This window comes from Nannocystis punicea (genome assembly GCF_026965555.1).
GTDB lineage: Bacteria > Myxococcota_A > Polyangia > Nannocystales > Nannocystaceae > Nannocystis > Nannocystis punicea.
Genome location: NZ_CP114040.1, coordinates 7041535 through 7067286, shown reverse-complemented (window position 1 = coordinate 7067286; position 25752 = coordinate 7041535). Strand labels below are relative to the sequence as shown.

Here is a 25752-nt window from a genome sequence, read left to right as displayed (position 1 = left end):
CGACGGGAGCGCGGGCCCGAGGTGCCCGGCCGCAGGGCCGCGGCCTGGAGAGAAGATGTCTCGAAGGACAGGTGCCCGCGGCCGCGGGCGCTCGACGGGCGGGGACGGATGCGGTGAAATAATCGCGGGCGCGGCGGCGTTCGTCGCGCGAACGGCATGCGGATCGACCTGCGGAACCTCGGCAAGACCTACGACGGCGACCGCTGGGCGATCCGCGGCCTCGACCTGACGGTCCCCAGCGGCTCGATCTGCGGCCTCATCGGTCCGAACGGCGCCGGCAAGTCGACGACCCTGCGCATGCTGGCGACGGTGATGCGGCCGACCGAGGGCGAGATCCGGTTCGACGGCCGGGCCCCGGAGATCGACGACGCCGAGCTGCGGCGGTCGATCGGCTTCCTCGGCGACGGCAATCCGCTCTACAAGCACATGAGCCCGGCCGAGTACCTGCGCTTCTTCGGCGAGTGCTTCCGCGTGCCCGACAAGGAGCTCGACGCGGCGGTCGAGGACATGCTGGTGACCTTCGACCTGGTCGACAAGCGCGACGCGCCGGCGGGCTCGCTGTCGAAGGGGATGCGCCAGCGGCTGCTGATCGCCCGCTGCCTGCTGCACCGGCCGAGGCTGCTCATCCTCGACGAGCCGGCCGACGGCCTCGACCCGCGCGGGCGCAGCGAGCTGCGGGCGATCCTGCAGCGCACGCGCGAGCGCGGGGCGACGGTGCTGATCTCGTCGCACATCCTCCGCGAGCTCGACGACCTGTGCGATCAGCTGGCGATCCTGCAGCAGGGCAAGCTGGTGGTCGCCGGCGACGTCGCCGACATCATCGAGCGCTACGAGGTCCGCCGGTTCGTCTACGAGCTGCGGCTGCTGCCGCCGACGAGCGCGGACGGGGCCGGCAGCGAGCGGGCGCGCGAGGTGCTGGTGCAGCACCGGGCGCTGATCGAGGCCAGCGGGTTCGAGGACGGCTGCGAGACCATCACCGCCCAGATCCCCGGCGGCGAGGACCGCATGGCCGACGCCCTCGCCGCGCTGGTGAGCGCAGGGGTCCGCGTGGTCACCTGCAGCCGCGTCCGCAGCCGCCTCGAAGACGTCTATAACCGCCTGTCCGAAGACCGCGTCAACTAGCCAGGAGCCCGCCATGCCTCGTGCCCTCTCGATCCGCTCCGCCGCCCGGCCCTTCGTCGCCCGGGCCCTCCGCGGCCCTCGCGGCCGCCGCCTGCTCGGGCTGTCCGTGCTGCTCGCCGCGCTGTCGGCGGTGCTCGGCACCTGGCTGGCCCTCGGGACAGGTGATTTCGAGCGCGCGCTGCGGGTCGGCTTCGACCTCGAAGAGAGCCGCCACCGCCAGGAGGACCGGCGCTTCGTCCTGATCGCCGACTCGGCCGAGGACGCCGCGGGGCTGCGCCGCGAGCTCGAGCGGCGCTTCACCGGGCAGACGCCGGGCTACGACGAAATCGGCTACCGGGCCGGCAACGCGATCGACATGGCCGAGTCGCGGCTGCAGCGGGCGGCCGTCGGCGAGGCGCCGCGGGCCCACCGCAAGCTCCAGGGCGATGCAATTCTGGCCCTCGAGACATGGTCGAAAGAGCATGTCCCTCCGCTCAGCAAGCACAGCCTGCCGGAGTACAACTGGTACGACGCCGACGAGGTCGCGGCGCTGCAGGCGGTGGTGATGCGAGGGATGCGGCCGGCGGTCGAGCAGTACGCCTCGCCGCTGCCGCCGATCGACGCGCTGCGCCTGACGGGGGTGTTCGCCGGCGGGGCCCTGCTGCTGCTGTTGCTGCTGGCCGCGCCGGTGCTGGCGGGCACGCAGATGGCCCAGGAGACCCACGAGAACACGCTGCAGCCGCTGGCCGGCAGCGCGCTGCGGGCCCAGGAGCTGGCGCTCGGGCTGACCGCCGGGCCGCTGGCGATCGTCGGGGTGCTGGCGGCGCCGCAGCTGCTGCTCCTGCTGGGGGCGGCGGCGGTGGTCGGTCACCTCGGGGCCGCGCTGGCGCTGGTCGCCGTGGTCCTGGCCGGCGGGGCGTTCCTCGTCATGCTCGGGCAGCTGGCCGGGCTCGCGCTCGGCAAGGTCCGCTCGCCCGGGCTGGTCGGCGGCGGGCTGGCGGCGACCCTCGGCATCCTCGGCGGGGTCGGCGTGGCGCTCGCGTCGGAGCTGTCCGAACGGACAGCCGGCACCCTGGCCCTGCTGCCGCAGGCGGCCGCCAGCCACTCGCTGGCCCAGGCGTTCGGGATCGGCGACGGCGACCGGGGCTTCGGCCTGGCGCACGACACGACCGTGCCGGTGCTCGTCGGCGCCGTCGGCATGCTGACCCTGGCGCTCCTCGGCCTGCGCGCGCTGGCTCGCCGGGTCGGCAACACCTCGCTGGTGTCGCTGCGCCGCGGCGAGGCGCTGGTCGGGGCGGTCGTGGCGATGGTGCTCGTGACCACCGCCAACCCGCCGCACCCGTGGCGCGCCGAGGAGTTCTACCTGCTCAACCTCGGCCTGCTGTCGATCCCGCTGGCGATCCTGCTGATGATGCGGGCCCCGACCGGGGACGTCCCGCCGGCCATGCGCCGCACGCCGGTGGGCTCGCTGGTCGGCGAGTTCGTCGGCTGGGCCGGCCTCTACCTGCTGCTGGCCGCGATGCTGCTCCGCGAGGGGTCCATGTGGCTGCTGTGGCAGCCCGTCGCGCTGCTCTACACCGGCTGGTTCCTGGTCGTCGCCGCGCTGCTGGCCCTGCGCGTGGCGGTGGCGCCGATGACGTTCGCCTCGCGCCTGTGGGCCGGCGTGTGCACGGCGATGCTGGCGGTCGCGTTCTGCGAGATGGCGGTGTGGGCCCGCTCCGGCGATGAGCTCGCCTTCCGCAACCAGTCCGTGTTCGTGTTCACCGAGCTGAGCCCGCTGCTCGGCCTGGTCCAGGCCGCCCTCACCGTCGCCATCCCGTGGACGCTGCTGCGCGCGCTCCGGCGCCCGTCGTCGGTCGCGCCGGTGACCGGCGAATAGGCGGCCGCGGCGAGGTCCGCTCAATGGCCCGAAGGACATGTCCTTCGGGCCATTGATCTTTCTCGGACCCGGCGGTCGCGGCGCCCCGTCGTCCGCGACCGGGCCGCTCCAATCGGGTCGTCCGTCCTCGGAGCCCGGTGCGACCGGTACCGCGAGCGATGCGCGCGGCGAAAAGGCACCAAGGCGACCCGTCCTTCGGGCCGAAGGGCTGCCTCGGGGGCGACGCCGAGGCGCGCAGCGAAAGGCCCGAAGGCAACCGGTCCTGCGGGCCCGAGACGTTCTCGGCCAACGGATTCCGGCGAGGCGGGCAGCGAAAAGGCCCGAAGGCAACTGGTCCTGCGGGCCCGGGGCGTTCTCGGGCGACGGATCCCGGCGAGCGGGCAGCGAAAAGGCCCGAAGGCAACTGGTCCTGCCGGCCCGGGGCGTTCTCGGGCGACGGATCCCGGCGAGCGGGCAGCGACGAGGCCCGAAGGAACCTGTCCTTCGGGCCATTGTCGGCACCGCGCCGCGGCGCGCTCAGCCGCGGCCGGCGCCGTGGAAGGTCGACTTGAGCTCGGCGACCCGCGGGACGTCGTTGAGGTCGATCGGCGGGATGGTGTCGTACGCCTCGTAGAAGGTGTGCGCCCGCATGTCCTCGGGGATCTCGAGGGCGCGGCGGATCTTGCGGTTGTCGGGCACGAAGCCGCGGTGGAGCAGGCGCTCGATGGTGGCGCCGATGGTGCCCTGGAGGCCGCAGATCAGGATGCCGACGCGGTCGGGGCGGAAGGTGTTGCGGTCGAGGCCGAGGCTGTCCTCGAGGCCAGGCAGGCGATCGGCCAGGAAGAAGTCCTCGGCCCGGCCGACGTGGCCGGACCAGTGGGTCTCCTCGCGCGGACGGCTGACGGTGGGCAGGTAGCGCAGGCCGTGCTTGCCGGCCAGGTGCTCGAGCTCGTCGCGGTAGCCGAGGTCCTTGCTGTAGCTGGCGCCGTGGATGATCGCCCAGTCGTCGAGCCGCGTGCCCGGGTCCTGGTTGACCTTGCTGCGCACCATCGACAGGAATGGCGCCAGGCCGGTGCCGGCGGCCACGCACACCTTGAGCCGCGCGTCGTGGCCCATGGTGTCCTCGACCGTGAACTTGCCGACCGGCTGCGAGCGCAAGAACATGCGGTCGCCGACGCGGGTCTTCCACAACAGGTGCGTCAGCGGGTTGTCCGACTCCGGCTTGTCGACGAAGCGGATGTAGAACTCGACCAGGTCGCGCCGCTCGGGGGCCGAGGCGATCGACATCGGCCGTCGCACGCTGCCGAGTTCGGGCTTCTCGGTGTTGTTGAGGCCGATCGTGAGATATTGCCCGGGCACGAACCACGAACCCTCACCGGGCAGCGCTTCGTCGGGGCGGATCCGGAACACCGCGAGGGCGGGGGTGAGGTCCTCGCGCTCGACGAGAGTGGCGTTGTACACGAGCTCTTTGGCCATGGTGTGACTTTACCCGGGCAATGTGCGGCGGAACAAGCGCCGGTGGAAAGGCCGGAAATTCGGCGCCCCGGCCCACCGGTCGGGTCGCCGAGATTATACGGCAAAAAGCGAGATCAGTCCGCCTTGAAGGCGCGGACCCAGAGGTTGGCGCCCTCGCCGAGGACGTCCGAGTTGCCGGCGAGGATCAGGAAGTCCGGGCCCCAGGCGGCGTCGCGGCCCTCGTCGTAGAGGTCGATGTCGTCGTTGTTGTAGGTGTGGGTCCACAGCCGGGCGCCGTCGCCGGCGTAGAGGGCGCCGAACACGTCGTTGAACTGCCCCGGGGCGACGTGGAAGCCGGCGGCGAAGATCCGCTCGTCCGGGCCGACGCCGAGGCCGAAGCCGGTGCCGTAGAGGAATTCGTGGTCGTAGATGTCGGTCCACTGCACCGTGAGGTCGGGGCCGACGCGCCGCAGGCCGAAGTCGTAGCCGGTGACGCCCTCCGGCATCCGGCGACCGACGAGGGCGATGTCGCCGCCCGCGCCCACGGCCTCGGCGTCGAACCAGGCGCCGCCGGGGTGATCCTCGACCTCCTCGCTGACGATCGTGCCCCCGTCGTCGACGACGACGATCAGCGGCCGGCTCAGGTACTTGTCGTCCTGGACGAGCCCGGCGACGAGCACGCCGTCGGCCGTCTTGACGATGCCGTTGCCGTTCGCGTACGCGAAGCCGGCCTGCGTCGCCGCCTTCCACTCGGCCTCGCCGGTGGCGAGGTCGTGGCGGCGCACGACCAGCTGCGCCGACTTGTCCGTCAGGCCCTCGCCGCCGGTAGAGTAGAGCTCGCCGTCGGCGAGCAAGAGGCCGGAGATCGAGGCGTCGAGCATGTCGGCGGGCGGCTCGATGAACGTCCAGCCCTCGTTGCCGTCGGGGTCGAACGAGCGCACCACGGGCGACGCCACGTCCTTCACCGTCTGCTCGACGCCGGCGGCGTAGATGGTGCCGTCGTCGCCGAGCACCACCGCGTTGAAGTAGTTGGGCAGCCCGTTCATGTCCGGGTAGGTCTTCTTCCACAGCTCGGTGCCGTCGGGGTTGAGGGCGATGAGCAGCATGTCCGTGTCGGCCGGCGTGACGCCCTCGTTGCCGACGATGATGATCTTGCCGGTGGGGTCGATGGCGACTGCGCCCATGATGTCGTCCTCGTCGGCCGCGCCGTTGTGGGTATAGGTCCACAAGACTGCGCCGGTCTTCTCGCACTTCTTGTTGCAGCCGTCGTCGGGCTCGTCGTTGCCGTCGTCGCAGACTTCGCTGTCGGCGACGACGCCGTCGCCGCAGACGGCGGGAGCGGGGCCGGTGCTCGTCGACGTCGGGGGCTCGCTGGTCGGGTCGGTTCCGGTCGGCGTGTCCGAGGTCGTGGTGGTCGTGGCGTCCGGCTCGGTCGTGCCCGAGGTCGAGGTCGTGGTGGTCGGATCGCTCGTGGCCGAATCGGTGGTCGTTGTGCCGTCCGAGGGGCAAGCGGTGGCGATCAGGAGCCAGGGGCCAAGGCACAGGGCCGTGCGCCGCGTCGCGCGGGCGGGGAGATAGGCGTTCGACATGACTGCATGATCGCACGCCGTGGGGCCTCGGTCTTCAATCGCCGCGTTTGTCGCTTTCCGTCGCAGTCTGGCGGCATGGTCCGAAAATAGTTGGTGGTGCACCGGCCAAACTCCCGTGCTCGCGTCCGCACGCCCGGGGGCGGATCGCCACAAAGGTTTGACAGGTGTGCCGCGTTTGGAGGACGCTTCTCTCGTATGCGACGCGCCTCGCTGTTTGCGCTCTCGGGGATCTTCCTGGGCTTGCCCCTCCGCGCCTCCGCGGCGGAGCCGCCTCCGCTCCCCGCGGACGCGACGACGCCACCTGCCAGCGAGACGCCGCCCGCCGCACCAGGGGACGCGCCGCCGACGTTGCCCAGCGGCGATCCAGGGGCCGTCGCCCCGCCCGCAGGCGCCGAGGGGGCCGCCGGTGGCGAGGTGAGCGGGGCTGTCTCCGGGGACCTGTCCGGAAGTACCAATACCACCACGACCGAGGCGCCGGCGCCCGGGCCCGAGGTCGAGGTGCCGGCCCCGGCCGCGAAGCAGGAGCTGAGCCGCGAGCAACTGCCGGGCTATGTCCAGGGGCGGCGCGAACCGGCGGTCAACAGCCTGCGCGGCGGCCTCGGCCTCTATCACACCACGCTGGCCGACGTCGGCGGGCGCCACACGGTCCGCGTCCGCCTTCACACTGACTTCTTCCGCAAGGAAGGTTTCATCTACAACAGCGACGAGCACGGGCCCGACCAGCAGGGCCGCGTGCGCGGCACGGTCAACATCGGCTACAGCCCGTTCAAGTGGGGCGAGGTGTACCTGGCGGTGCACAGCCAGGCCTCGCGCAACGCTCGCGCGCAGCCCGGCCGCCAGGATCAAGTCAACCAGTTCGCGCTCGGCGACCTCGACTTCGGCATCAAGGGCGCGCACCGCTTCGTCAAGGGCGGCGCGATCGGCCTCGGCGGTCAGATGGGCATCGGCCTGCTGTCGGGCACGAGCCGGCTGCTCACCGACAAGGTCAACTTCAACATCGACTTCCTGTTCACCCTCGACGTCCGCTACCTGACGAAGAAGCAGGTGCCGGTGCGGTTCTCGACCAACATCGGCTGGATCCTCGACAACTCGAGCAAGCTGATCGACTTCGAGAAGTTCACCGACCCGACCAGCCGCGAGGTGTCCCGCTTCGCCCTCGGCGTGGCACCGAGCCGCGTGCGCATGCGCTACGGCCTCGACTTCCCGGTCCGCCTCGGCAAGGAGGGCAAGTTCGGCCTCGACCCGATCGTCGAGCTCGCGTGGGACGTCGCCACCGCCGAGATGCCGGTGTTCTTCCAGGCCGGCGCGAGGCCGTCGCCGCTGCCGCGCTCGAGCCTGTGGGGCACCGTCGGCCTGCGCGCCAACGTGATCGCCGGCCTGCACCTCGACGCGGCGGTCGACATCGGCATGGTGTCGCCCAACTTCGAGTACGGCCCGCCGGTGGCGCCGTGGCAGGTGATCCTCGGCCTCGGCTGGTCGATCGACCCCAACCCGGTGATCAAGGAGGTGCCCGCTCCGGCCACCAGCGAGCCGCTGCCCGCGCCCGCGGTGGTCGAGGGTCGGGTGGTCGGCCAGGTGTTCGACAGCACCGGCGCGCCGGTCCCCGGGGCCAAGGTGCGGTTCCCCGGCGCGGCCAGCAACGCGATCCTCACCGACGACCAGGGCAACTTCACCAGCTACCGGTTCCCCGAGGGCCAGGTGGCGATCCAGGTCGAGCTGGCCAACAAGGCCACCAAGGACGCGACCGCGGACATCAAGGCCGGCGAGGACACGCAGATCACGATCACGATGGACGTCGCCAACACGCCGCCGGTCGGGATCCTCGACGGGGCGTTCACCGACGAGGCGGGCCAGCCGGTGCTGGTCACGCTGGCGGTCTCGGGCAACGGGGTCGACGAGCCGTTCACGAGCACCGAGGGCGGCCTCATCCGCCTCGAGCTGCCGGCCGGCGATTACTTCGCGATCGCCCGCGCGCCCGGCTTCGAGGACAAGTCGCTGCGCTTCACGGTGGCCCCGGGCGAGCAGTTCACGACGGTGAAGGAGTCGCTGCGCCGGGCGACGCCGGTCGAGACGCCGCTGGTCAGCGGCAAGGGCAAGAAGCTGCGCCTCAAGAAGGCGATCAGGTACACCTCGGCCAACGGGGTCGACGACAAGAGCGCGCCGCTCGTCGAGCAGCTGGCGGCGTTCCTCAACACGCACCCCGAGTACGAGGAGATCGAGATCGGGGTCCACACGGACGACCGCGGCAACCCGAAGCAGCGCAGCAGCGAGCGCGCCGACGCGGTCCGCAGCGCGCTGCTGGCGAAGGGCGTCAGCCCCGAGCGCGTCACCGCCAACGGCTACGGCGACAACAGCCCGGTCGCGGTCAACCTGACCGCCGCCGGTCGGGCCAAGAACAACCGCACCGCGATCAAGGTGACCCGCTACAAGGGCGCCCCCACGGCCCCGGCCAAGCCGGCGAAGGCGCCGAAGAAGGGCGCCGAGGCCGCGCCGCCGTCGCCCTGAGCCGGCTGTCCCGCAGGGCATGGTCCGCGGGACAGGAAGCGCGGACAGCCCTGGCGAAGCCGCGGCGCCGTGCGGAGCCGCCTGTTCCCCAGGGCATGGTCCATGGGACAGGCTGACGGTCCTGACGAAGCCGTGGCGTTGTGCTGAGCCGCCCCGCGGCGGGCCCCGCTCAGGAGCAGGCGCAGGTGCACTCGGGCGGGGGGTCGTCGCCGGCGCACAGCGGCCAGCCCACGGGCGTGCCGCACAGGCCCTCGCTCGGGCCGGCCATGATCAGCTCGACGGCGCCGTCGCAGCCGCGGCGGCCGTACACGCCGAGGCCGATCTGGTCGCACGAGGTCGGGACCGGGCACTCGCTCTCGGCGGGCACGAACACGCAGGTGCGGAACAGCTGGGTGATCTCGCAGGTGCCGGGGTAGACGGGGACGACGTCGAGCCAGCGGCAGGTGCCGTCGCCGTGGGTGACGCCGTCGCAGGCCGGGGCCGAGGTCAGGGCGGCGCAGAAGGCTTCCCCTTCGGACATGTCCTCGGGGACCTGTCCGGAAGTCGTGGTCGGGTCGGCGTCGCCGGTGCCGTCGGTCGCGCCGCCGGTGCCGTCGGTCGCGCCGCCGGTGGTGCCGCACTCGGGCGGGTCACCGAACTCGGTCGGCGAGGTGTCCGACACGACCACGAGCCCGCCCGTGTTCGAACCCGTGGGCTCCTTGCAGGCGCACAGGACGAGGCCGAGGACGAGCGCGGCGCGGGTCATGGCCCCGAAGGTGTAGACAAGGGCGCGGCGCGGCGGCAGGGGGCGGAGCGAGCGCTTGCGCACGCGCGGCGCCGTGCGGCCGAGGACGGGCGGTGGCCCGTAGCGCGCCCGACGCCCGGGGCCCCGCGTCGAGGCCACGCCGCCGCGGCCTGTCTGCCGCATCGCAGGCGAGTCGCCAGGGGCGACAGGGACATCCTCGGCGCTCGGGCCGAGGCCGGTCTCACGGAGGGCAGCCGGCGAGGATCCACTGGCCGATGGTGTCGATGTCGCCCACGGAGAGGCTCCCTGGAGGCGGCGGCATCGCGGTGCCGTTACCGCCGACGTCGATGTGGCTGTTGTTGATCTTGTGCCAGAGGTAGCTGCCCTCGGGATCGCCGGGGGCGACCAGCATCATCGACGGCAGCTCGAGGGCAGGCTGATCGACGAGCGCTCCGAGGGCGTCCTCGGAGATGACGAACCACGCGGCGGAGGTCCCTCCGGGGGTGTGACAGCTCGTGACGCAGTTGGCGTCCCAGATCGGCTGGATGTCGACCGCGTGGCTGAGCCCCGCGCCGGTGGTGCCGGTCGCCGTGGCCGGCACCGTCATCGGCAAGGTGGTGGGAGCGTCGGTGGTACCGGTGGCGTCGGTGAGCGTGCCGGTCGGCGCGGTGTCGTCGGTGGTGGTGCTTTCGGCGGTGCTCGTGTCTGTCCCTTCAGACATGTTGCCCGGGCCGGCGGACGGATCGCCGGTCGGACCGGCGCTGTCGGTGGCAGAGTCGAGCGGGTCCCGCTCCGAGCAGGCGGCGAGCAGGGCGGCGACGAGGGCGGCGCGGACGAGCGAGGCGTATGTCATGCCTCGAGTATGGGCTGGTCTCGCGGCCGCCGACAAGGGCCCCGCCGGCGATTCATATGTCCGATGGGACATGTTTTCAAGGACCCGTCGCGGGCGGCGGGGGCTGGCCGAGGCCGAGGCGCCGCAGGACCGCGCAGACGAGCACGAGCACGAGCACTGCGGCCTCGATGAGGGCGAGGTCGCGCGGGTCGCGGATCAGGCCGAGGGCGACGATCAAGGTGGTGGCGCCGGCGGGCGCGTGCTCGGCGTCGAGGAGGACGGCGAGGCCGCCGGTGGCCGCGATCGCGAAGGTCACGGCGCCGAGGTGGGCGAGGTCGAATTGGGCCAGCACGGCCGGGACGTCGGCGACGCCGAACAGGCGCACCGCCGCGGCCCCGGACACGACGGCGATGGCGTGGCCGACGAGCACGCGGCGCGGGTGGTTGGCCGGCGCCGCGGGGGCGACGAACGCGAGGAAGGCGGTCGGCCCGAGCGAGGGGAACACCCACGGCATCTCTGTCCACAAGGCCATGGCCGAACAGACAGCGATCGCCAGGCCGGCGCCGAAGCTCACGCGCGCGGCGCGGGCGAGGCGCGAGGGGAGCGGGTCAGGCACGGCGTGAGCATGGCCCGGCGAGGCCGGCGGCGGAAGTGGGTCGGCGGTTCGCGGCGCGTGTGGGGGCCACGTGGTGCTGCGCGCGAGGACGGTCTCTCGTGCGGGGATGCAGGACCGTTCGTGGCGACGCGCACGGGACGCCCCGGCGACGAAACGGCCTCATCTGCGACGACGAGGCGACCTCGAACGCTCGCGGCCTGGGGCCGCAGTCGCTCGGCCGGGCTCGGAGTCTCCGGCTCGTCCTCGTCGTGGCGGGGAGCCGTGCCCGGCTCACGGGCACATGGCTTCGTCGGTCTTGTCGGCGCAGTCTTCGTTGCCGTCGCAGATCCAGCTCTTGGGGATCTCGAGGCCGTCGTCGCACGAGAAGTAGCACAGGGCCGTGGCCTCGTCGGACATGTCGTCGCAGTCGGGGGCGCCGTCGCACTTGTTGAAGACGAGGATCTCCTGGCCGTCGTCGCACACGAACGTGCAGTTCGCCTTGACCTCGTCGGACATGTCCTTGCAGTCAGGTTCTCCGTCGCACTCGTACTGGGCCAGGATCTGCCCGCCGCCGTCGCAGGCGAACGCGGGCTGGCCGTTGCACGCGACCGCCATGGCGCCGACGCTGGCCTTGGCGCCGTCCTCGCAGGCGGCCATGGCGTCGGCGTAGCGGCCGTTGCAGGTGTAGAACGCGTCCTGGTCGGCGCACTTGAGCGGCTCCAGGCAGCCCTGGTACTGGACCGCGGCGTCGGCCAGGCAGGCGACGAAGGGCGCGTGCGCAGGGTCTTCCTCGATGTCGCACAGGCACGGGTCGTTGGCGGTGGCGATGAAGTCGGCGATGCAGCCGTCGACGTCGGTGTACGCGCCGAGGTCGACCTCGCAGGGGCAGCGGAGCCCGGCTGTCGCCTCGGTGGCGAGGGCCTTCTTCTCGCAGGCGGTGACGGTGGCGCTGCCCGAGGTCGTGGTCGCGGTGGTGGTCGGTACGTCGGGGATGTTCGCGTCGGTGGTGGTCGCGTCGGTGGCAGAGACCGTCGCGCCCCCGCTCATCTGTTCGTTCGGACAGGCGCACAGCAGGAGCGCGCCCGCGAGGAGCCTTCGAGGGGTCATCCCTCGAAGGTAGCGCCGGCGGGTACGTGCTCGATCCGGAACAGCGCGGCGAACGTCGTCAGCAGCGCCGGCTCGCCCTGGATCCGGATCGCGCCGCCGGCAACGGCGTCGGCGGGGGCCAGCTCACCGGCCATCAGCGCGCGCAGGGCCAGATCTGTCTCGAGGACCAGGTCGGCGCCGGCGAGCGGGCCCGCGGCGGTGGCGAGCGCCCCGTCGTCGATCCGGGCGTGGACCACCAGGCCGCCCACGCGCAGCTCGAAGCCGAGGTGCAGGCCCCGCGCCAGCTCGGGGTGGAAGGTGGTGCGGATCGCCATCACCAGGGAGTCGGCGGTGACGATCTCGTCGGCGGCGGGCTCGCCCAAAAGCGGCGCGCCCCAGCGGCCGAGCGCCAGCACCGCGGGCTCGAGCGCGCGGCCGCGATCGGTGAGCTCGTAGACGATCGCGCCGCCCGGGCGCGGCAGGAGGCGCCGCCGGACGACGTCGGCGTGCTCGAGCTCCTTGAGCCGGGTCGAGAGGACGTTGGTGGGGATCCGCGGCAGGCCGCGCTGGAGGTCGGTGAAGCGCCGCGGGCCGACGAGCAGGTCGCGGACGATGAGCAGGGCCCACCGCTCGCCGACGATCTCGAGCGCGCGGGCGACCCCGCAGTAACTCCCGTAGCTCCGGGTGGCCATGCAGGGGCGAAAATAGCCCAAATTGTCTTGACGCACCGGACTTGCTGATTGCAAGTCTCTCCGTGCGTTATCGCGCGTCGGGCGTGAGGAGGGCCGCAGGGGGCGAATTCGCAGGAATTCGGGCGGGCGGGCGAGCGGCGCGCGGTCGATGCGCGGGCGGCGGTCGACCGATCCGCGGGGAGGCGCTGTCCGGGGGTGGGATGGCCTTCGGGACAGGCGAGAATTCGCGGCGCGGCGGCCAGGCAGGCGGGATGTCCTTGAGGCCAGGTGGCGAGACGGGTGAGCCGGGGCAGGGCAGCTGCCCTCAACCAGGCGCTGAAGGCGATGGTCTCGCGGACAGGTGAGCGTCCGCGGCTGCAGTGGCTAGTCGGCCGGTGAGCGGCGGGCGGTCCAAAGATGCCGACATGCGACCTCGCGGCCGGTGTACGACCCCCACGGTTGGTCGTCGGACGGCGCGGGAGCGCCAGCGGAAGGCGCTTCAGGACATGTGCATCAGGGCATGTCCCAAAGGGCAGGTGGCGGACGGCCTGCCTGCCTCGCACCGGCTCACGGGGTGGCGGCGGGGGGCGTGCAGGTCAGGGTGCGATCGCGGAGGTCGGCGGTGGACACCGCGGTGGGCTGGCCGCGGACGACGTCGACCACGACGCCCTCGTACTGGTTGGTGCACTGCGAGTGGCTGCGCTTGCTGATCACGCGGTAGCCGCCGTCGATGTTGCGGACGCTGTCCTCGCCGCACAGCGGCTGGACGCCGAGGGTGGCGGCGAGCAGGCGGGCCTCGCCGGGCGTGTCGATGGCGCCGAGCAGCGTGAGCAGCTGGGACCGGGTGGCGACGGGCCGCACGTTGGCGCCGGCCTGCAGCACGAGGTAGCGGACCGCCTGGGGGTTCGAGCCGGCGAACAGCGAGGTGCTGGCGACGGTGCTGGCCAGCAGGCGCGCGCACGCGGGCACGTCGGTGACGGTCTGACAGGCGAGGCCGACGCTGGCCAGGGTCTGCGACTGCTGCGGGCGCGGGCCGGTGTCGGTCTGCTTCAGCACCGTCTCGCGCAGCAGGGCGTGCTCGAAGCGGGTGTTGGTGTGGGTCGGGTCGAGGCCGGCGAGCAGCTGGTCGGCGCTGCAGATCGGCGCGCTGTAGGAGGGACTGCCGGGCGGGAGCGCGGGGTCGTCCGAGACGGGCGCGGGCTCGTTCGTCACCGGCGCGCGGGGCGGAGAGCGGTCACACGCGAAGGCGGACCCGGCGGCGACGGCGACGGTGAGGACGGCGCGGAGACGAACGGCTGGCACGGAGCCCAGGATACTACGCGGGCCGACCACGCCGGAAGAAGCGCACGAGAGCGTCCGGTCGGTCGTGCGGGTCGCCGGGTCCGAGGTCGGTGGTGGTGGGTGACGTCGAGGTCGGTGGGCGGCCGACGCCGCCTTCGCAGGCCGCAGAACGTCGTGGCGCGGGCTCGCGGAGGGCTCCTGGGGCGCCTCGGGATCTGGCGAAAAGACCACGTCGGACCGGCGATCGAGCGCGACGGGGCGCGGCTGGTCCATAGGTCAGTCGCTCGCGCACAGGGGCGTGATGTCGGGTGGCTGGTCGAATGGTCAGGAGGTCAGGAGGGAGGCCGAGCGGGGATGGGGCCGCACGTGCGAGCACAGTCGCTCTCGCCTCGCGCTCCGGGGCGTGATGTCGGCGGCTGGTCGAATGGTCAGGAGGGGCTGGGTGGGCGGCGGCGTTGCGAGGCCGAGCGGGTGATCGGGCCGCACTTGCGAACACTGTCGCTCTCGCTCGCGGGCGTGATGCGAGAGGCTGGTCGAATGGTCAGGAGGAGGCTCCGCGAGGCCGAGCGGGGATGCGACCAAAGTCGCTCTCGCTCGCGCTGGTGAGGGTCGAACGAGCAGGAGGTCGACGGCCGCGGCTCCGCGAGGGCGAGCCCGTTCGCTCGCGCTCACGGGCGCGGCGGGGCCGGCAAGATCCACGGCTTGGGCCGGAGGCCGTCGCGCTCGCGCGCGAGGTCGACGTCGGGGTCGACGAGGCGGGCCGCGGGGCGGCCGTTGTAGGTGACGAAGACGTCGGCCCGGACCTCGGCGCCGGGGTTCTCGGCGGCCAGGTGATGGGCGTACTCGAGGATCATGTCGGGCTGGAAAGCCATCTGTTTGGCCTGCTGGGCGGTCAGGGCGGGCTCGGGATCGACGAGGCGCTCGCGGCCGCCGGCCGGGTCGCGCACGCGATAGACGACGCTGCCGACCTTCTCGACCAGCATGACCTGCCAGGCGAACCGATAGCCCTCCTCGGTCCACGCGGTGTCGCCCGGGTAGGCGAAGCGGCGCAGCGGCAGCGTCAGCTGGACGGCGAAGTGGAGGCCGAGGGCGCCCAGCAGCAGCGGGCGGGCGGGGAAGGACGTGCTCGAAAGGACAGGTTTTATCAGACATGTCCTGGAAGACAGGCGACGCCGCAGCCGGCGCGGCCAGTCGGGCGGGAAGAACACCAGGGCGGCGGCGGACATCAGCCACGGGAACATGCCGATGGCGGGGAACAGCGCGCCGGTGAGGCCGTGGAACACGAGCACGCCGGCGTAGGCGAACGGGCGGGTGCGCGGGTGCAGCAGCAGGAACGGGACCGAGAGGTCGAAGGCGGCGCCGCCCCAGCTCATGAGGTGGGCGGCCTCGGGTCGCCGCAGCAGCGGGCCGATCAGCGGGAAGTCGGCCCGCGCGGCCAGCCACAGTTTGAGCGGCTGGGCGTGGAGCAGCCAGTCGGGGCGCAGCTTGGCCAGGCCGGCGAAGAAGTAGACGAGGCCGATCTGCAGCCGCAGGGCCCACAGCGCCCAGGCGGGGGCGACGGCCGTGCGGCGGTCCAGCGGCAGGGCGATCATCAGCAGGGCGACGACGCTGACGAAGTAGTAGTGGTTGAGGTAGGCGGCCTTGTCGAGCAGCTCGACGTAGGTGAAGAGGACGAAGAACAGGGCGATCGCCGGCCGGTACCACACGCCGGCGGCGACCAGCAGCGACAGGCCGCCGAGGGCGATAAACACTGCGATCATGCCGGCCTCGGGCAGGGGCGCGAGCCAGCCGAAGCCCCAGTAGTGGAAGTGCCAGGTCGGATCGACGTAGAGCTGGTGGATCCACCCGCGCGCGGCGAAGCGGATCGTGCCGGCGAACATCAGCAGGCCGAAGCCGATCCGGAACGCGTGCAGGCCGGCCGCGTCGACCGGGGCGAGGAGGGCGCGGAGGAGGCGCGAGGACGGGGCGCCGGGGACAGGTGGCGCAGGGAGGTCGGCGGTCGCGGCAGGGGAGGATGTCCTGGAGGACATGTCTCTCGGGTCTTGTTGAGACGAGGGAGCGGGATCGGCGGTGGAGGTCGGTGTTGCGGTCTTGGAAGACATGTCTCCAGGGACATGCGATGACGAGTCGGCGGCGGAGGTCGGCGAGGCTGTCCGGGAGGGCATGTCGTTCGGGACATGCGTAGGTGTGGCGGACAGGTCGTCGTCGGCCGGGGATGTCCGTGAGGGCGTGTCGTTAGGGGCATGCGAGAGCCCGGCGGTCGGGTCGGATGTCCGCGAGGACATGTCGTTCGGGGCACGCGGATCGGCCGGCCCGGCGACCGGAGCGGGCCGGCGGCGGTCGGGGCGGCGTTGCTCGGACATGTCCTTCGGGTCAGTCGCCGTCGTTGTCGCTGAGGGCGAGGGTGACGCCGAGGGTGCTGGCGACGTCGAGCTTGAGCAGGCGGCGGAAGGTGTCGAGCTCGTCGCGCGCGAGCTGGACGGCGGTGCGATCGGCCAGGAGGGCGGAGGTCATGGGCTCGGGGACGGCGGCCAGGACCTCGACGGCGCGGGCGTACTGGGCTCGCACGCGGTCGTCGAGGCTGGGGTCGAGCTCGCGGACGAGGACCGAGATCCCGGCCGCGGGCGCGTCCGGGTCGGCGCCGTGGTAGACGGCCCACACGCCGGCGAGGCTGGCCTGCAGGTCGGCGCGGGTGCGGCCGGAGAAGCGCGACTCCATCAGGGACGGATCTTCGGCGGCGCCGGTGAGGTTGCCGAGCGGGTTGTCGAGCTTGCCCTTGACCATGGTGAGGCAGGCGTCGATCGACTTGTTGACGACCTCGTCGAGGCCGGCCTTGAGCGAGCCGTAGACGGTGCTGCCGCTGCCCGCGGAGGCCAGCTCGTCGGCGTACCCGCCGGACCAGGCGGTCGCCAGGGCGTCGGTGCGGGCGGCGATGTCGACGGCGAGAGCGCGGGCGTAGGCGCAGCGGCGGGCGCCCTCGGGGGCCTGGAGGGCCGTGAGCGCTTCCCCCGAGGTCTCGCCCCACAACAGGTACTCGAGCGCAGGCATGCCCTTGGCGCTGACGCCCAGGGTGCCGAGGTAGGCGGCGTCGGCCGCCTCGGGGGCGCCGGCGACCGCGTCCTCGATGGTGTCGATGCGCACCGGCCAGAAGTCGAGGGCGTTGAGCTCGGCCGGCAGCGGCCCGAAGCCGAACGGGAGCACGCGCGACCACGCGTCGCGCTCGGCCGACCAGGCCGTCTGTGCGGTCGCGAGGGCGCCGGGATCGGGGGCCGCGCACAGGAAGTCCATGGTCGCGACCATCTCCTCGGCCCGGTCGTGCAGGGCGGTGAAGGCCGGCACGGCGACCTCGCGGGCGACGTGCTCGAGCACTGCCGGGCGTGAGTCGTCGCCGCCGCCGCCGCAGGCGAGGCCGACGAGCGTGCCGGCACCTGCCCCGAAGAGCATGGCCGTGAGGACATGGCGAGAGAGACCGGCGCGGATCATCGGGACCTCGAGGGGCGGGACGGCGGAGCGAGAGGCGGCGGGTTCAGGCTCGTCGCGGGACGAGCCTGCGTGCGCCGCCGCGGACGCACGCGGCGCGGGCTCGTCGCCGTGCGACCTTTCAGTGGGCGTTGGCGCGAGCGACGGCGGCGCGAGAGGCGGGGCGGATGCGGGCGGCGCGGGCTCGTCGTTGCGCGAGCCGTCTTCAGGCGTCGGCGCGGCCGCGCTTCGGGACATGTCCTGGAAGACATGCCCTTTCGCACCGGTTTGAAGAAACATGTGCGAGCGGCCAGGCGCCGTGTCCGTGGCGGTCACAGCGACTCCAGGAAGGCGATCAGGGCGTCGCGCTCGTCGCGGGGGAGGGCGCGGACGGCCTCGCGGGCCGGCTCGGCCTCGCCGCCGTGCCACAGGACGGCCTCCATCAGCGAGCGGGCGCGGCCGTCGTGGAGGAAGGTGGTGTGGCCGTTGACGGTCTCGACCAGGCCGATGCCCCACAGCGGCGGGGTGCGCCACTCGTTGCCGTCGGCGAGGTAGTCGGGGCGGCCGTCGGCGAGGGCGTCGCCCAGGTCGTGCAGGAGGAGGTCGGTGTACGGCCAGATCGTCTGGCCGCGGACCTCCTCGATGGCGGCGTCCTCGGCGGTGACGTGGCGCGGCACGTGGCAGTCGGCGCAGCCGGCGTCGGCGAACACCTGCTTGCCGCGCAGGACCTCGGGGGCGCCGGCGTCGCGGCGGGCCGGCACGGCGAGGGTGGCGGCGTAGAAGATGACGTCGTCGAGCAGGTCCGGGGCGACCTCGGGCGCGCCGCCGTTCGGGGCGGCGGCGCAGTCCGGCTGGCCTTCGGGACAGTTCTCCAGCGGGAACATCGCCGTCGTCAGGCCCATGTCGCCGAGGAAGGCGCCGGCCGTCTGCTGGGCGACGGTCGGCTGGTTGGCCTTCCAGCCGAAGCGGCCGAGCACCGCGGCGTCGGTGGCGAGGTCCCACACATAGTTGGCGCGGCCGGAGACGCCGTCGCCGTCGGCGTCGTCCGGGTCCTCGCGGGCGAGGATGTCGGCCGCGGGGATGGCCTCGAGCAGGCCCATGCCGATCATCACCGGGGCGACCCGCGGCGAGACCCGCAGGTCGGGCGGGAGCGGGCCGTAGGCCGGGTCCTCGAGGGTGTAGGTCGGGGCGCGCAGGCTGTACGTCTCGCCGTCGGCGAAGGAACCCGGCTGCTCGACCCACGTGACCTTCGGGACAGCTTCGCCGGGGACCCCGTCGATGCCGTTCGGCTGCAGCTGGTCGCCGTAGCCGGGGACGTCGCGGGGGCCGCCGTGCAGGCCCTCGCCCGGGACCGACAGGCGCATCAGCATGCTGGCGAACGCCTCGTCGCCCTCGGGCGGGCGGCCGCGGCCGTCCTTGAAGTGGCAGGCCGAGCACGAGCGGGCGTTGAAGGTCGGCCCGAGGCCGTCGCGCCCGGTGGTCGAGGCCGGGGCGATGACCCAGTTCTTGTTGAAGAACGAGTTGCCGACCACGAACCGCTGGCGCCGCTCGAAGCTCATGTTGCGGGCGCTGTACGAGAACGCGTTGGGGCTCTCGTCGCGGATCGTGGTGTCGCCGCCGGCCAGCTCCTCGCCCGGCTCGAGCGCCGGCGCGGGGTCACCGTCACAAGATGACCCGAGGAACAGGACCAAAAGGACAGGCAGGCGGCGCACGTCCGAGTCTACTCCAGGTTGAGCTCGATCTCGAGCGCGTCGGCGACCGCGACCAGCGCGTCGGTCGCTTCCTTGAGGCTGTCGATCGCGGCCTTGACCGCGGTGCGCTCCGGGCTGCCGTCGGCCGCCTGGATGGCGGCGTCGAACGGCGCCGGGATGGCCTTGACCGCGGCGACGGCCGCCTGCAGCTTCGCGGTGGCGACGGCGTCGACGTCGGCGTCGATGCGGGCGACCAGGCTCGACAGGCTGGGGCCGGCCTGATCGCCGATGCGGCCGAGGTACACGTCCTCGATGCCCTGGATGTTGGCCAGCAGGTCCTTGTGGGTGTTGTCGCTGAAGCAGGAGTGCTCGTCCTCCTGCTCGCGCGTGTCGTAGGCCACGGTCATGCGCTCGCCGGCGAGCTCGGCGCCGCTGAGGCTGGCCATGCCGAGCAGGATCTTGCCGATCGCGTCCTTGGGGTCCTGGGCGACGAAGTCGGCGCGGTAGTTGGCCTGTCCTTCGGACCAGGCGTCGGCGACGCGCGCGAGGTCGTCGAGCAGCAGCTCGCTCGTCAGGGTGAGGTACTGGCGGCGGCGGTCCTGGTTGGCGGCGGTGCCGTCCGGCGCGTCGACGTAGTCGGTGTACGGCCGCTCGCCCGGGCCGGTGGCGCTCAGGTCCTGGCCCCACAGCAGGAACTCGATCGCGTGCCAGCCGGTCGAGATGCTGTCCTCGCCCTCGGCGCCGTTGCGCTCGATCAGCACGTCGCGCGTGATCTCGGGGTAGCCGGCGAGGTCGTTGATGATGCCGACGTCGGGCATGCCCTCGACGTAGTCGATGTACGCCTCGTCCATCGGCCAGGCGTTGATCCGCCCCTCGAGCTCGTCGGGCGCGGCGTCGATCGGGCCGTTGTAGAAGCGGAACACCTCGGTCAGGCCGTAGTCGTCGCGCGCGCCGAGCCACGCGGTCTTGGTGGCCTCGAGGGTGTCGGCCGAGGGGGCGGCGACGAACGCCTGCAGCGCGCTGTCCATCTGCTCGGCGCCGCGGCTCGACTTCTCGTAGGCGGCGGAGACGAGCTCGGCGTAGCGATCGACGACGCTCTGCGCCTCGGTGCGGAAGGACTCGTCGTCCCAGCCGGTGGCGGCGGAGTTGGTGCAGGCGGGGAGGAGGCAGAGGGCGAGGAGCGAGCGGCGCATGCGTGGGCTTCCAGTCCGTGAGGCGCGCCAGGGCAAAAAGCGCGATGGCGTTCGGCTGGGATACTGAAAGTGGTTTTCAATGTCAACGCCCCGGGGGTGCCTGGACGCACGCCAGGGCCGCGGCTATGGTGCCGGCCATGGCGGCGACCGCCGATTCTTCACAGAACCGTAACTATTACGACGCTTTCTCGGCCGGCTACGACGACGGCCGCGATCGCGGATACCACAAGCTCATCGACGACCAGGCGGCGGCGATCGTCAGCCGCTACGCCCAGGGGAAGGACGCGCTGGAGGTCGGCTGCGGGACCGGCCTGATCCTCCAGAGGGTGGCGGCGGCGGCCCGCAGCGCCAAGGGCGTCGACCTGTCGCCCGGGATGCTCGAGCACGCCAGGAGCCGGGGGCTCGACGTGCAGGAGGCGAGCGCGACCGACCTGCCGTTCGCCGACGGCAGCTTCGACGTGACCTACTCCTTCAAGGTGCTGGCCCACGTGCCGGGCTGGGAGCGTTGCCTGGCGGAGATGGCGCGGGTGACCCGGCCGGGCGGCCACATCATCTTCGACATCTACAACCGCAACTCGCTGCGCTACCTCATCAAGCGGCTGTGGGGCCCGCGCAAGACGTCGCAGACCTACGACGAGGCGGCGATCTCGACCCGCTTCCTCAGCCCGGCCGAGGCCGAGAGTGTGCTGCCGGTCGGGACCCGCGTGGTCGCCCGCGCGGGCATCCGCATCACGACGCCGCACCCGGTGATCTGCCGCCTGCCGGTCCTCGGCAAGGTCCACGACCGCGTCGAGTGGGCGCTGATGGAGAGCCCGCTGGCCGCGGTGGCCGGGTTCTACGTGTTCGTGGCGGAGAAGCTGTGAGGGTCCTGGTCGTCACGACGACCTTCCCGCAGTGGCCCGGCGACCCGCGTGGTCGCTTCATCCTGCGTCACTGGGAGGCGCGCGCGACGGCCGGCGACACGGTCAGGTTCCTGGTCCCGCGGACCGCGTGGGTCCGCGGCGCGCTGCCGTCGCCGTGCGAGGTGGTCCGCTTCGCCTACGCGCCGGCCGGCATGTCGTCGCTGACGGGGCAGTTCGGGATCCTCGAGAACATCCGCGACCGGCCGTGGCGCGCCCTGCTGGTGCTGCCGTTCGTGGCCGCGCTGCAGCGGGCCCTGCAGCGCGAGATCCGGGCGTTCCGGCCCGACAAGGTCGCCGCTCACATGCTGCTGCCGTGCGGCTGGCTGGCGGCCGAGGCGGCCCGCGCCGCCCGCGTGCCGTGCGAGCTGTACGGCCACGGCACCGACGTCGACCTGCTGCTGCGCCTGCCCGGGCCGCTGCGCGAGGCGGCGCTGGCGGCGTTGGGCCAGGCGGAGAGCGTGGCGCTGCCCTCGGCCGAGAAGCTGGCCCGGGTGGCCGCGGCCTGGCCGGGGCCGCCGCCGCTGCGGGTCGAGACGATGGTCGGCAGCGTGGCCGAAGGGGCAGGTGCGGAAGGACATGTCGTGAGAGACATGTCCGAGAGAGCAGCCGACGAGGTGCTGTTCCTCGGCCGGCTGATCAAGCAGAAGGGGGTCGACGACCTGCTGCGCGCGGCGGCGCTGATGCCCCGACGCCCGCGCCTGGCGATCGCCGGCGACGGGCCGGAGCGGCGCCGGCTGCAAGGGATGGCCGAGGGGCTGCGCCTCGACGCGCGCTTCCACGGGTTCGTCGAGGGGGCGCAGAAGGAGGCGCTGTACCGCCGGGCGGCCCTGCTGTGCGTGCCGTCGCGCGAGATCGGGGGGCTGTCCGAAGGGGCGCCGCTGGTGATCGCGGAGGCGAAGCGCTACGGGCTGCCGGTGGTGGCGACCGCGGTGGGCGGGATCCCGGAGCTGATGCGCGACCTGTATCCGGAGACGACGCTGGTGCGACCGGGGGCGCCGCAACTTCTGGCGCAGGCGCTGTCGCAGGCGCTGGCGCAAGGGGCGTGAACAAGGCGTCGCGGACGTCGACCGCGGCCTGCTCTTGAATGTGCGGCCCATCGGGTCGCTGTCACTGTTCGGGTGGGAATTCCAGGAAGCGACGGAGCGGCAGCGAACCCAAGCTGCTTGAGCGGGCGTCTCCAAGGCTCACCGAGCTCGCCGCCCGTGGCGCATACGAGCCGCGAGGGCTGATTCGACCTCGCCGATCGTGGTTCCGCCGGCCGCGGCTTGCTGGTTTTTTAGCATAGTGCTAGAAAACCAGCATTCGTGACGACTCGACTCGAGGCCGACATCGATGCGCAGAGGCGGCCGGCGCGGTCGGGCTCCGGCGCGAGACGTCGGGTCGGGATGGAGACGGGCAACCTGTCCTTTGGGGCATCCAAGGAGGAGCGGGTCGCGGAGGGGCGGGGAGCGTGACGAGGCGCCGTTTGCAATGGGCCCTGCTCGCGTTCGTGGCGCTGCTGGTCGCGTGCGTGATGGTCGGGTGGGCGTTCCTCGGCGACATCGTGCTGGCGATGGCGGCGCCGGGGGTGCCGTTCGATCGCGCGAATGCCCCGCCGGCGCCGAATTACGACGATCCCGCGGCGTGGAGCGCCCGGCCCGAGACGGCGGACGCGGCGGATGCAGAGGTGGAAGGCGTGGCGGTCGCGACTGCCCCCGAGGTCGATGTGTTTTACCTCCACCCTACGTCGTTCCTCGGCGACTCGTGGAACGCGCGGCTCGACGACGCGACGGTCAACGAGGCGACCGACCTGGGGTCGACGCGGATCCAGGCGAGCGCGTTCTCGGGCTGCTGCCGGGTGTTCGCGCCGCGCTACCGCCAGGCCAACATGACCGCCTTCACGAGGGCGTCGGCCGACGGGGCGGGGGCGATCGGGCTGGCCGGGGACGACGTGATCGCGGCGTTCCGCCACTACCTCGAGCACGACAACCAGGGCCGGCCGTTCATCCTCGCGGGCCACAGCCAGGGGTCGTTCGTGGGGCTGCGACTGCTGCGCGAGGTGATCGCGCCGGGACCGCTGCGCGCGCGGCTGGTGGCGGCGTACCTGATCGGTGGGCCGATCACGCTCGAGGGGCTCGGCGAGGTGCCGGTGTGCGGGTCGGCGGAACAGACGGGTTGCGTGGTGGCCTTCAACGCGCGCGGCCCGGAGTACAGCGAGGGGATCGAGTTCGTGGAGAACCCGCCGCCGCCGAGGGATGCGCCGGCGCCGAGGCGGGTGTGCGTGAATCCGCTGACCTGGCGCGCCGATGAAGCGGCGGCGAGCGGGGGGCTCGGGGCTGTCTTTTGGGACAGTCACGGAGCTCGGCCGAGGCCGCAGGCGGACTTCGTGAGGGCGCGCTGCGAGGCAGGGACGCTGCGCGTGGAGCTGTCCGGGCCGGTGCCCCGCGACTTCATGAGCCGACTGCTCGACCACGCGCTCGGGGCGGGGAACTATCACGCGATCGAGTACGGGCTGTTCTGGATGGATCTGCGGGCGAACGCGGCGGCGCGAGCGGCGGCGTTCCTGGCGCGGCAGTGAACGAGCTGGTCGAAGGGACAGGTCGAGGCGAGGCCGCGCGGCGGGCTGGTCGAAGGGACAGGTTGCTGGCCGAGGGAGGTTGAACGACCGGTCGGAAGAGCGAGGCCCGCGGTGCGGCTCACGTTCATGCGGGGGCGGGTTTGCGGGCGCGCAGGTCCCAGATCAGGAGGACGACGCCGACGACCAGGGCGGCGTCGGCGATGTTGAAGCTCGGCCAGCTGCCGCCCCAGGGGTAGTTGAACTTGATGAAGTCGACGACGCCGCGGTGGCCGAGCGGGTCGACGCGGAAGAGGCGGTCGTAGAGGTTGCCGAGCGCGCCGCCGGCGATGAGGCCGCCGGCGATGAAGCGCAGGCGGGTGCCGTGCGCGGCGCGGGTGGTGAGGACGATCCAGGCGATCATCGCCAGGGTGAGGGCGAGCAGGACGAGCGGGTAGTCGAGCCGCCGCACGAGGCCGAAGGCGCTGCCCCGGTTGTAGGCGAAGGCGAGCTCGAGCAGCGGATCCCACAGGACGACGGCCCGGCCGGTCGGGCGCAAGTGGTCCCAGACCCACTGCTTGGTCCCCAGGTCGAGCGCGAGCGCGCCGGCGGCAGAGAGGGCGAGCACAGCCCACAGACGCGGGCTGGCGGGGACTTGCTGGTTTTTTAGCATCGTGCTAGAAAAACAGCACACGGGATGACGCGACGCAAGTCCGACCTCGATCCGCTGAGCCGGCGTGAGCGGCAGATCATGGACATCGTCTACCGGCGCGGGCAGGCGACCATCCGCGAGGTGCTCGACGAGCTGCCCGATCCGCCGACGTACTCGGCCGTGCGCGCGCTGGTGAAGGTGCTCGAGGACAAGGGCCACCTGCGCCACAAGCAGGACGGGCCGACGTACGTGTACTCGCCGACGCGCCCGCGCGATCGCGTGGCCACGTCCGCGCTGGCGCACGTGGTCGACACGTTCTTCGGCGGCTCGGCGAGCGACGCGGTGGCGGCGTTGCTCGACCTCGACGGGCGCGAGCTGTCGCGCGACGAGCTCGACGAGCTAGGGGCGATGATCGAGCAGGCGCGCAAGGAGGGCCGCTGAGGTGAACGAGGCGTCGACGGCGGCGCTGTGGCTCGGCTCGCTCGAGCTGGTGGGCGCGCTGGTGTTCGCATCGGCTGGCCTTTTGGACATGTGCGCGCGGGGGCGCAGCGCGGCGGTGCGGCGGCAGATCTGGGCGCTGGCGATCGCGGTGGCGCTGGTGCTGCCGCTGCCGCGGCTGGCGCTGGTGACGTCGGAGTCGCGGCTGCCGGGGGCGCTGGCGGTGGGGCTGCTGGCGGCGTGGGCGAGCGGGACGGCGTGGCTGCTGGCGCGGCTGGTCCGCGGCCAGGTGCTGGCGCGCCGGCGGGTGCGGCGGGCGACGTCGATCGCGGCAGGTCCGTGGCGCGAGACCGCAGGCGAGCTCGCGGCGGGTCCGCGGGTGGAGCTGCGCGCGTGCGGGTCGGCGCGGACGCCGATGGTGGTGGGGTGGCTGCGGCCGGTGGTCCTGGTGCCGACGGGGATGCTCGCTGCGCCGCCGGCCGAACGACGGGCGCTGCTGGCTCACGAGCTGGCGCACGTCGCCCGCGCGGACGGCCTGCTGCTGCTGGCCGGCGGGCTGGCCCGAGCCCTCTACTGGCCGAATCCGCTGGCCTGGTGGGCGCTGCGGCGGCTGCGGGCTCACGCGGAGGACGCGGCCGACGACGCGGCGCTGCACACGGGGATCCCGTGCTCGAGCTACGCGGCGCAATTGGTGGCAGTGGCCCGCGCGCAGCTCGAGCGGGCCGGGCGGGTCGCGGCCGACGGCCTGCGCGCGCGCGTGCGAGGGGTGCTCGATGTTCGGCGGATCCGCAGCGGTGCGCCCGGCCCGCTGGGCTGGGGCGTGCCGCGGTTGGTGGGTGCGGCGCTGGTGCTGGCGACGATGGTGACCGCCTGCGAGGCGCGCTCGGCGGAGCGGTCGGAGGTTGCGGCGGTGAATGGTGCGGTGAATGCAGCGCCGTCGGGTTGAGCGGGCGCGTCGGGCGAATGCCATGGGCCAGCGAGGCGCGGTCGGGGCTGCGGCGGTGAATGGTGCGGTGAATGCGGCGCCGTCGGGTCGAGCGGGCGCGTCCGACGATTGCATCGAGCTGGCCGGAGGGACAGGCGGAAGACGCGCCGGAGCGGGCGGCCGCGATCATGAAGGTGCCGCGGGTCACAGCGCGCGCGGGCAAAACGGCGCGAAACCGGGCCTGGGGCCGGCGTTGGCGGCG

The 25752-nt window shown here is 72.7% G+C and carries 21 protein-coding genes; 8 read left to right on the top strand and 13 right to left on the bottom strand.

The genetic code is table 11. From position 1 onward, the window contains the following. Positions 1-156 precede the first annotated feature (156 nt). Both O0S08_RS27250 and O0S08_RS27245 read left to right on the top strand, forming a co-directional pair. Positions 157-1122: an ABC transporter ATP-binding protein gene (locus O0S08_RS27250; RefSeq protein WP_269032222.1), complete on the top strand. Its 966-nt coding sequence runs from the start codon at positions 157-159 to the stop codon at positions 1120-1122. 13 nt (positions 1123-1135) lie between these two features. Beyond that, positions 1136-2980, top strand: coding sequence for a hypothetical protein (locus O0S08_RS27245; RefSeq protein ID WP_269032221.1), 1845 nt, complete (start codon positions 1136-1138; stop codon positions 2978-2980). Between the two features lie 516 nt (positions 2981-3496). On the opposite strand, the gene O0S08_RS27240 is transcribed toward O0S08_RS27245, so the two are convergent. After that, positions 3497-4435 carry a ferredoxin reductase domain-containing protein gene (locus O0S08_RS27240; protein WP_269032220.1) on the bottom strand — a complete coding sequence of 313 codons (939 nt, stop codon included), beginning with the start codon at positions 4433-4435 and terminating at the stop codon, positions 3497-3499. Positions 4436-4548: 113 nt separating this feature from the next. Further along, positions 4549-6003 (bottom strand): DUF4215 domain-containing protein, encoded by a 1455-nt coding sequence (locus O0S08_RS27235; RefSeq protein WP_269032219.1) that lies wholly within the window; start codon positions 6001-6003, stop codon positions 4549-4551. Positions 6004-6198: 195 nt separating this feature from the next. Between O0S08_RS27235 and O0S08_RS27230 the strand changes: the two genes are divergently transcribed. Further along, positions 6199-8508 carry an OmpA family protein gene (locus O0S08_RS27230; RefSeq protein ID WP_269032217.1) on the top strand — a complete coding sequence of 770 codons (2310 nt, stop codon included), beginning with the start codon at positions 6199-6201 and terminating at the stop codon, positions 8506-8508. Positions 8509-8677: 169 nt separating this feature from the next. On the opposite strand, the gene O0S08_RS27225 is transcribed toward O0S08_RS27230, so the two are convergent. The 10 genes from O0S08_RS27225 to O0S08_RS27180 form a co-directional block, all read right to left on the bottom strand. After that, the gene (locus tag O0S08_RS27225; RefSeq protein WP_269032215.1) at positions 8678-9253 is read right to left on the bottom strand and encodes a hypothetical protein; all 576 of its coding nucleotides are present in this window, start codon (positions 9251-9253) and stop codon (positions 8678-8680) included. Between the two features lie 220 nt (positions 9254-9473). Further along, positions 9474-10085 (bottom strand): hypothetical protein, encoded by a 612-nt coding sequence (locus O0S08_RS27220; RefSeq protein ID WP_269032214.1) that lies wholly within the window; start codon positions 10083-10085, stop codon positions 9474-9476. Between the two features lie 76 nt (positions 10086-10161). Further along, on the bottom strand, positions 10162-10680 hold the full coding sequence (locus O0S08_RS27215) for an HPP family protein (RefSeq protein WP_443094080.1): 519 nt from the start codon (positions 10678-10680) through the stop codon (positions 10162-10164). A gap of 270 nt (positions 10681-10950) precedes the next feature. Further along, positions 10951-11766, bottom strand: a complete 816-nt coding sequence (locus O0S08_RS27210) for a hypothetical protein (RefSeq protein ID WP_269032211.1) — start codon at positions 11764-11766, stop codon at positions 10951-10953. Beyond that, positions 11763-12437, bottom strand: coding sequence for a winged helix-turn-helix transcriptional regulator (locus O0S08_RS27205; RefSeq protein ID WP_269032210.1), 675 nt, complete (start codon positions 12435-12437; stop codon positions 11763-11765). The genes O0S08_RS27210 and O0S08_RS27205 overlap by 4 nt, the downstream gene beginning before the upstream one ends. A 546-nt stretch (positions 12438-12983) precedes the next feature. Next, the gene (locus O0S08_RS27200) at positions 12984-13718 is read right to left on the bottom strand and encodes a hypothetical protein (RefSeq protein ID WP_269032209.1); all 735 of its coding nucleotides are present in this window, start codon (positions 13716-13718) and stop codon (positions 12984-12986) included. 647 nt (positions 13719-14365) lie between these two features. Beyond that, entirely contained in the window at positions 14366-15727 is a 1362-nt protein-coding gene (locus O0S08_RS27195) for an HTTM domain-containing protein (protein WP_269032208.1), read from the bottom strand. 343 nt (positions 15728-16070) lie between these two features. After that, entirely contained in the window at positions 16071-17141 is a 1071-nt protein-coding gene (locus O0S08_RS27190; RefSeq protein WP_269032207.1) for an imelysin family protein, read from the bottom strand. A 347-nt stretch (positions 17142-17488) separates the two neighbouring features. After that, the gene (locus O0S08_RS27185) at positions 17489-18868 is read right to left on the bottom strand and encodes a di-heme oxidoreductase family protein (RefSeq protein WP_269032206.1); all 1380 of its coding nucleotides are present in this window, start codon (positions 18866-18868) and stop codon (positions 17489-17491) included. An 8-nt stretch (positions 18869-18876) separates the two neighbouring features. Next, positions 18877-20040: an imelysin family protein gene (locus tag O0S08_RS27180; protein ID WP_269032204.1), complete on the bottom strand. Its 1164-nt coding sequence runs from the start codon at positions 20038-20040 to the stop codon at positions 18877-18879. A 137-nt stretch (positions 20041-20177) separates the two neighbouring features. Here O0S08_RS27180 and O0S08_RS27175 point away from each other — a divergent pair, with 137 nt between their 5' ends. The 3 genes from O0S08_RS27175 (at position 20178) to O0S08_RS27165 (ending at position 23499) form a co-directional block, all read left to right on the top strand. Beyond that, positions 20178-20903, top strand: a complete 726-nt coding sequence (locus O0S08_RS27175; protein WP_269032203.1) for a class I SAM-dependent methyltransferase — start codon at positions 20178-20180, stop codon at positions 20901-20903. Next, a complete protein-coding gene (locus tag O0S08_RS27170) occupies positions 20900-21988 on the top strand; it encodes a glycosyltransferase (protein WP_269032202.1) in 1089 nt (362 codons plus the stop codon). The genes O0S08_RS27175 and O0S08_RS27170 overlap by 4 nt, the downstream gene beginning before the upstream one ends. 404 nt (positions 21989-22392) lie before the next feature. After that, entirely contained in the window at positions 22393-23499 is a 1107-nt protein-coding gene (locus tag O0S08_RS27165; RefSeq protein ID WP_269032201.1) for a DUF3089 domain-containing protein, read from the top strand. 124 nt (positions 23500-23623) lie between these two features. Here O0S08_RS27165 and lspA read toward each other — a convergent pair whose 3' ends face one another. Then, on the bottom strand, positions 23624-24103 hold the full coding sequence (gene lspA / locus O0S08_RS27160) for a signal peptidase II (RefSeq protein ID WP_269032200.1): 480 nt from the start codon (positions 24101-24103) through the stop codon (positions 23624-23626). Positions 24104-24172: 69 nt separating this feature from the next. Between lspA and O0S08_RS27155 the strand changes: the two genes are divergently transcribed. Beyond that, positions 24173-24568, top strand: a complete 396-nt coding sequence (locus tag O0S08_RS27155) for a BlaI/MecI/CopY family transcriptional regulator (protein ID WP_269032199.1) — start codon at positions 24173-24175, stop codon at positions 24566-24568. A 1-nt stretch (position 24569) separates the two neighbouring features. Continuing rightward, the gene (locus O0S08_RS27150) at positions 24570-25511 is read left to right on the top strand and encodes a M56 family metallopeptidase (protein ID WP_269032198.1); all 942 of its coding nucleotides are present in this window, start codon (positions 24570-24572) and stop codon (positions 25509-25511) included. The last annotated feature ends 241 nt before the right edge of the window (positions 25512-25752 follow it).

Excerpts from the sequence above, each read along its gene's own strand:
- O0S08_RS27250 (WP_269032222.1), top strand. The coding sequence starts at position 157 with ATGCGGATCGACCTGCGGAACCTCGGCAAGACCTACGACGGCGACCGC.
- O0S08_RS27245 (WP_269032221.1), top strand. The coding sequence starts at position 1,136 with ATGCCTCGTGCCCTCTCGATCCGCTCCGCCGCCCGGCCCTTCGTCGCC.
- O0S08_RS27240 (WP_269032220.1), bottom strand. The coding sequence starts at position 4,435 with ATGGCCAAAGAGCTCGTGTACAACGCCACTCTCGTCGAGCGCGAGGAC.
- O0S08_RS27235 (WP_269032219.1), bottom strand. The coding sequence starts at position 6,003 with ATGTCGAACGCCTATCTCCCCGCCCGCGCGACGCGGCGCACGGCCCTG.
- O0S08_RS27230 (WP_269032217.1), top strand. The coding sequence starts at position 6,199 with ATGCGACGCGCCTCGCTGTTTGCGCTCTCGGGGATCTTCCTGGGCTTG.
- O0S08_RS27225 (WP_269032215.1), bottom strand. The coding sequence starts at position 9,253 with ATGACCCGCGCCGCGCTCGTCCTCGGCCTCGTCCTGTGCGCCTGCAAG.
- O0S08_RS27220 (WP_269032214.1), bottom strand. The coding sequence starts at position 10,085 with ATGACATACGCCTCGCTCGTCCGCGCCGCCCTCGTCGCCGCCCTGCTC.
- O0S08_RS27210 (WP_269032211.1), bottom strand. The coding sequence starts at position 11,766 with ATGACCCCTCGAAGGCTCCTCGCGGGCGCGCTCCTGCTGTGCGCCTGT.
- O0S08_RS27205 (WP_269032210.1), bottom strand. The coding sequence starts at position 12,437 with ATGGCCACCCGGAGCTACGGGAGTTACTGCGGGGTCGCCCGCGCGCTC.
- O0S08_RS27195 (WP_269032208.1), bottom strand. The coding sequence starts at position 15,727 with ATGTCCTCCAGGACATCCTCCCCTGCCGCGACCGCCGACCTCCCTGCG.
- O0S08_RS27190 (WP_269032207.1), bottom strand. The coding sequence starts at position 17,141 with ATGCTCTTCGGGGCAGGTGCCGGCACGCTCGTCGGCCTCGCCTGCGGC.
- O0S08_RS27180 (WP_269032204.1), bottom strand. The coding sequence starts at position 20,040 with ATGCGCCGCTCGCTCCTCGCCCTCTGCCTCCTCCCCGCCTGCACCAAC.
- O0S08_RS27175 (WP_269032203.1), top strand. The coding sequence starts at position 20,178 with ATGGCGGCGACCGCCGATTCTTCACAGAACCGTAACTATTACGACGCT.
- O0S08_RS27155 (WP_269032199.1), top strand. The coding sequence starts at position 24,173 with ATGACGCGACGCAAGTCCGACCTCGATCCGCTGAGCCGGCGTGAGCGG.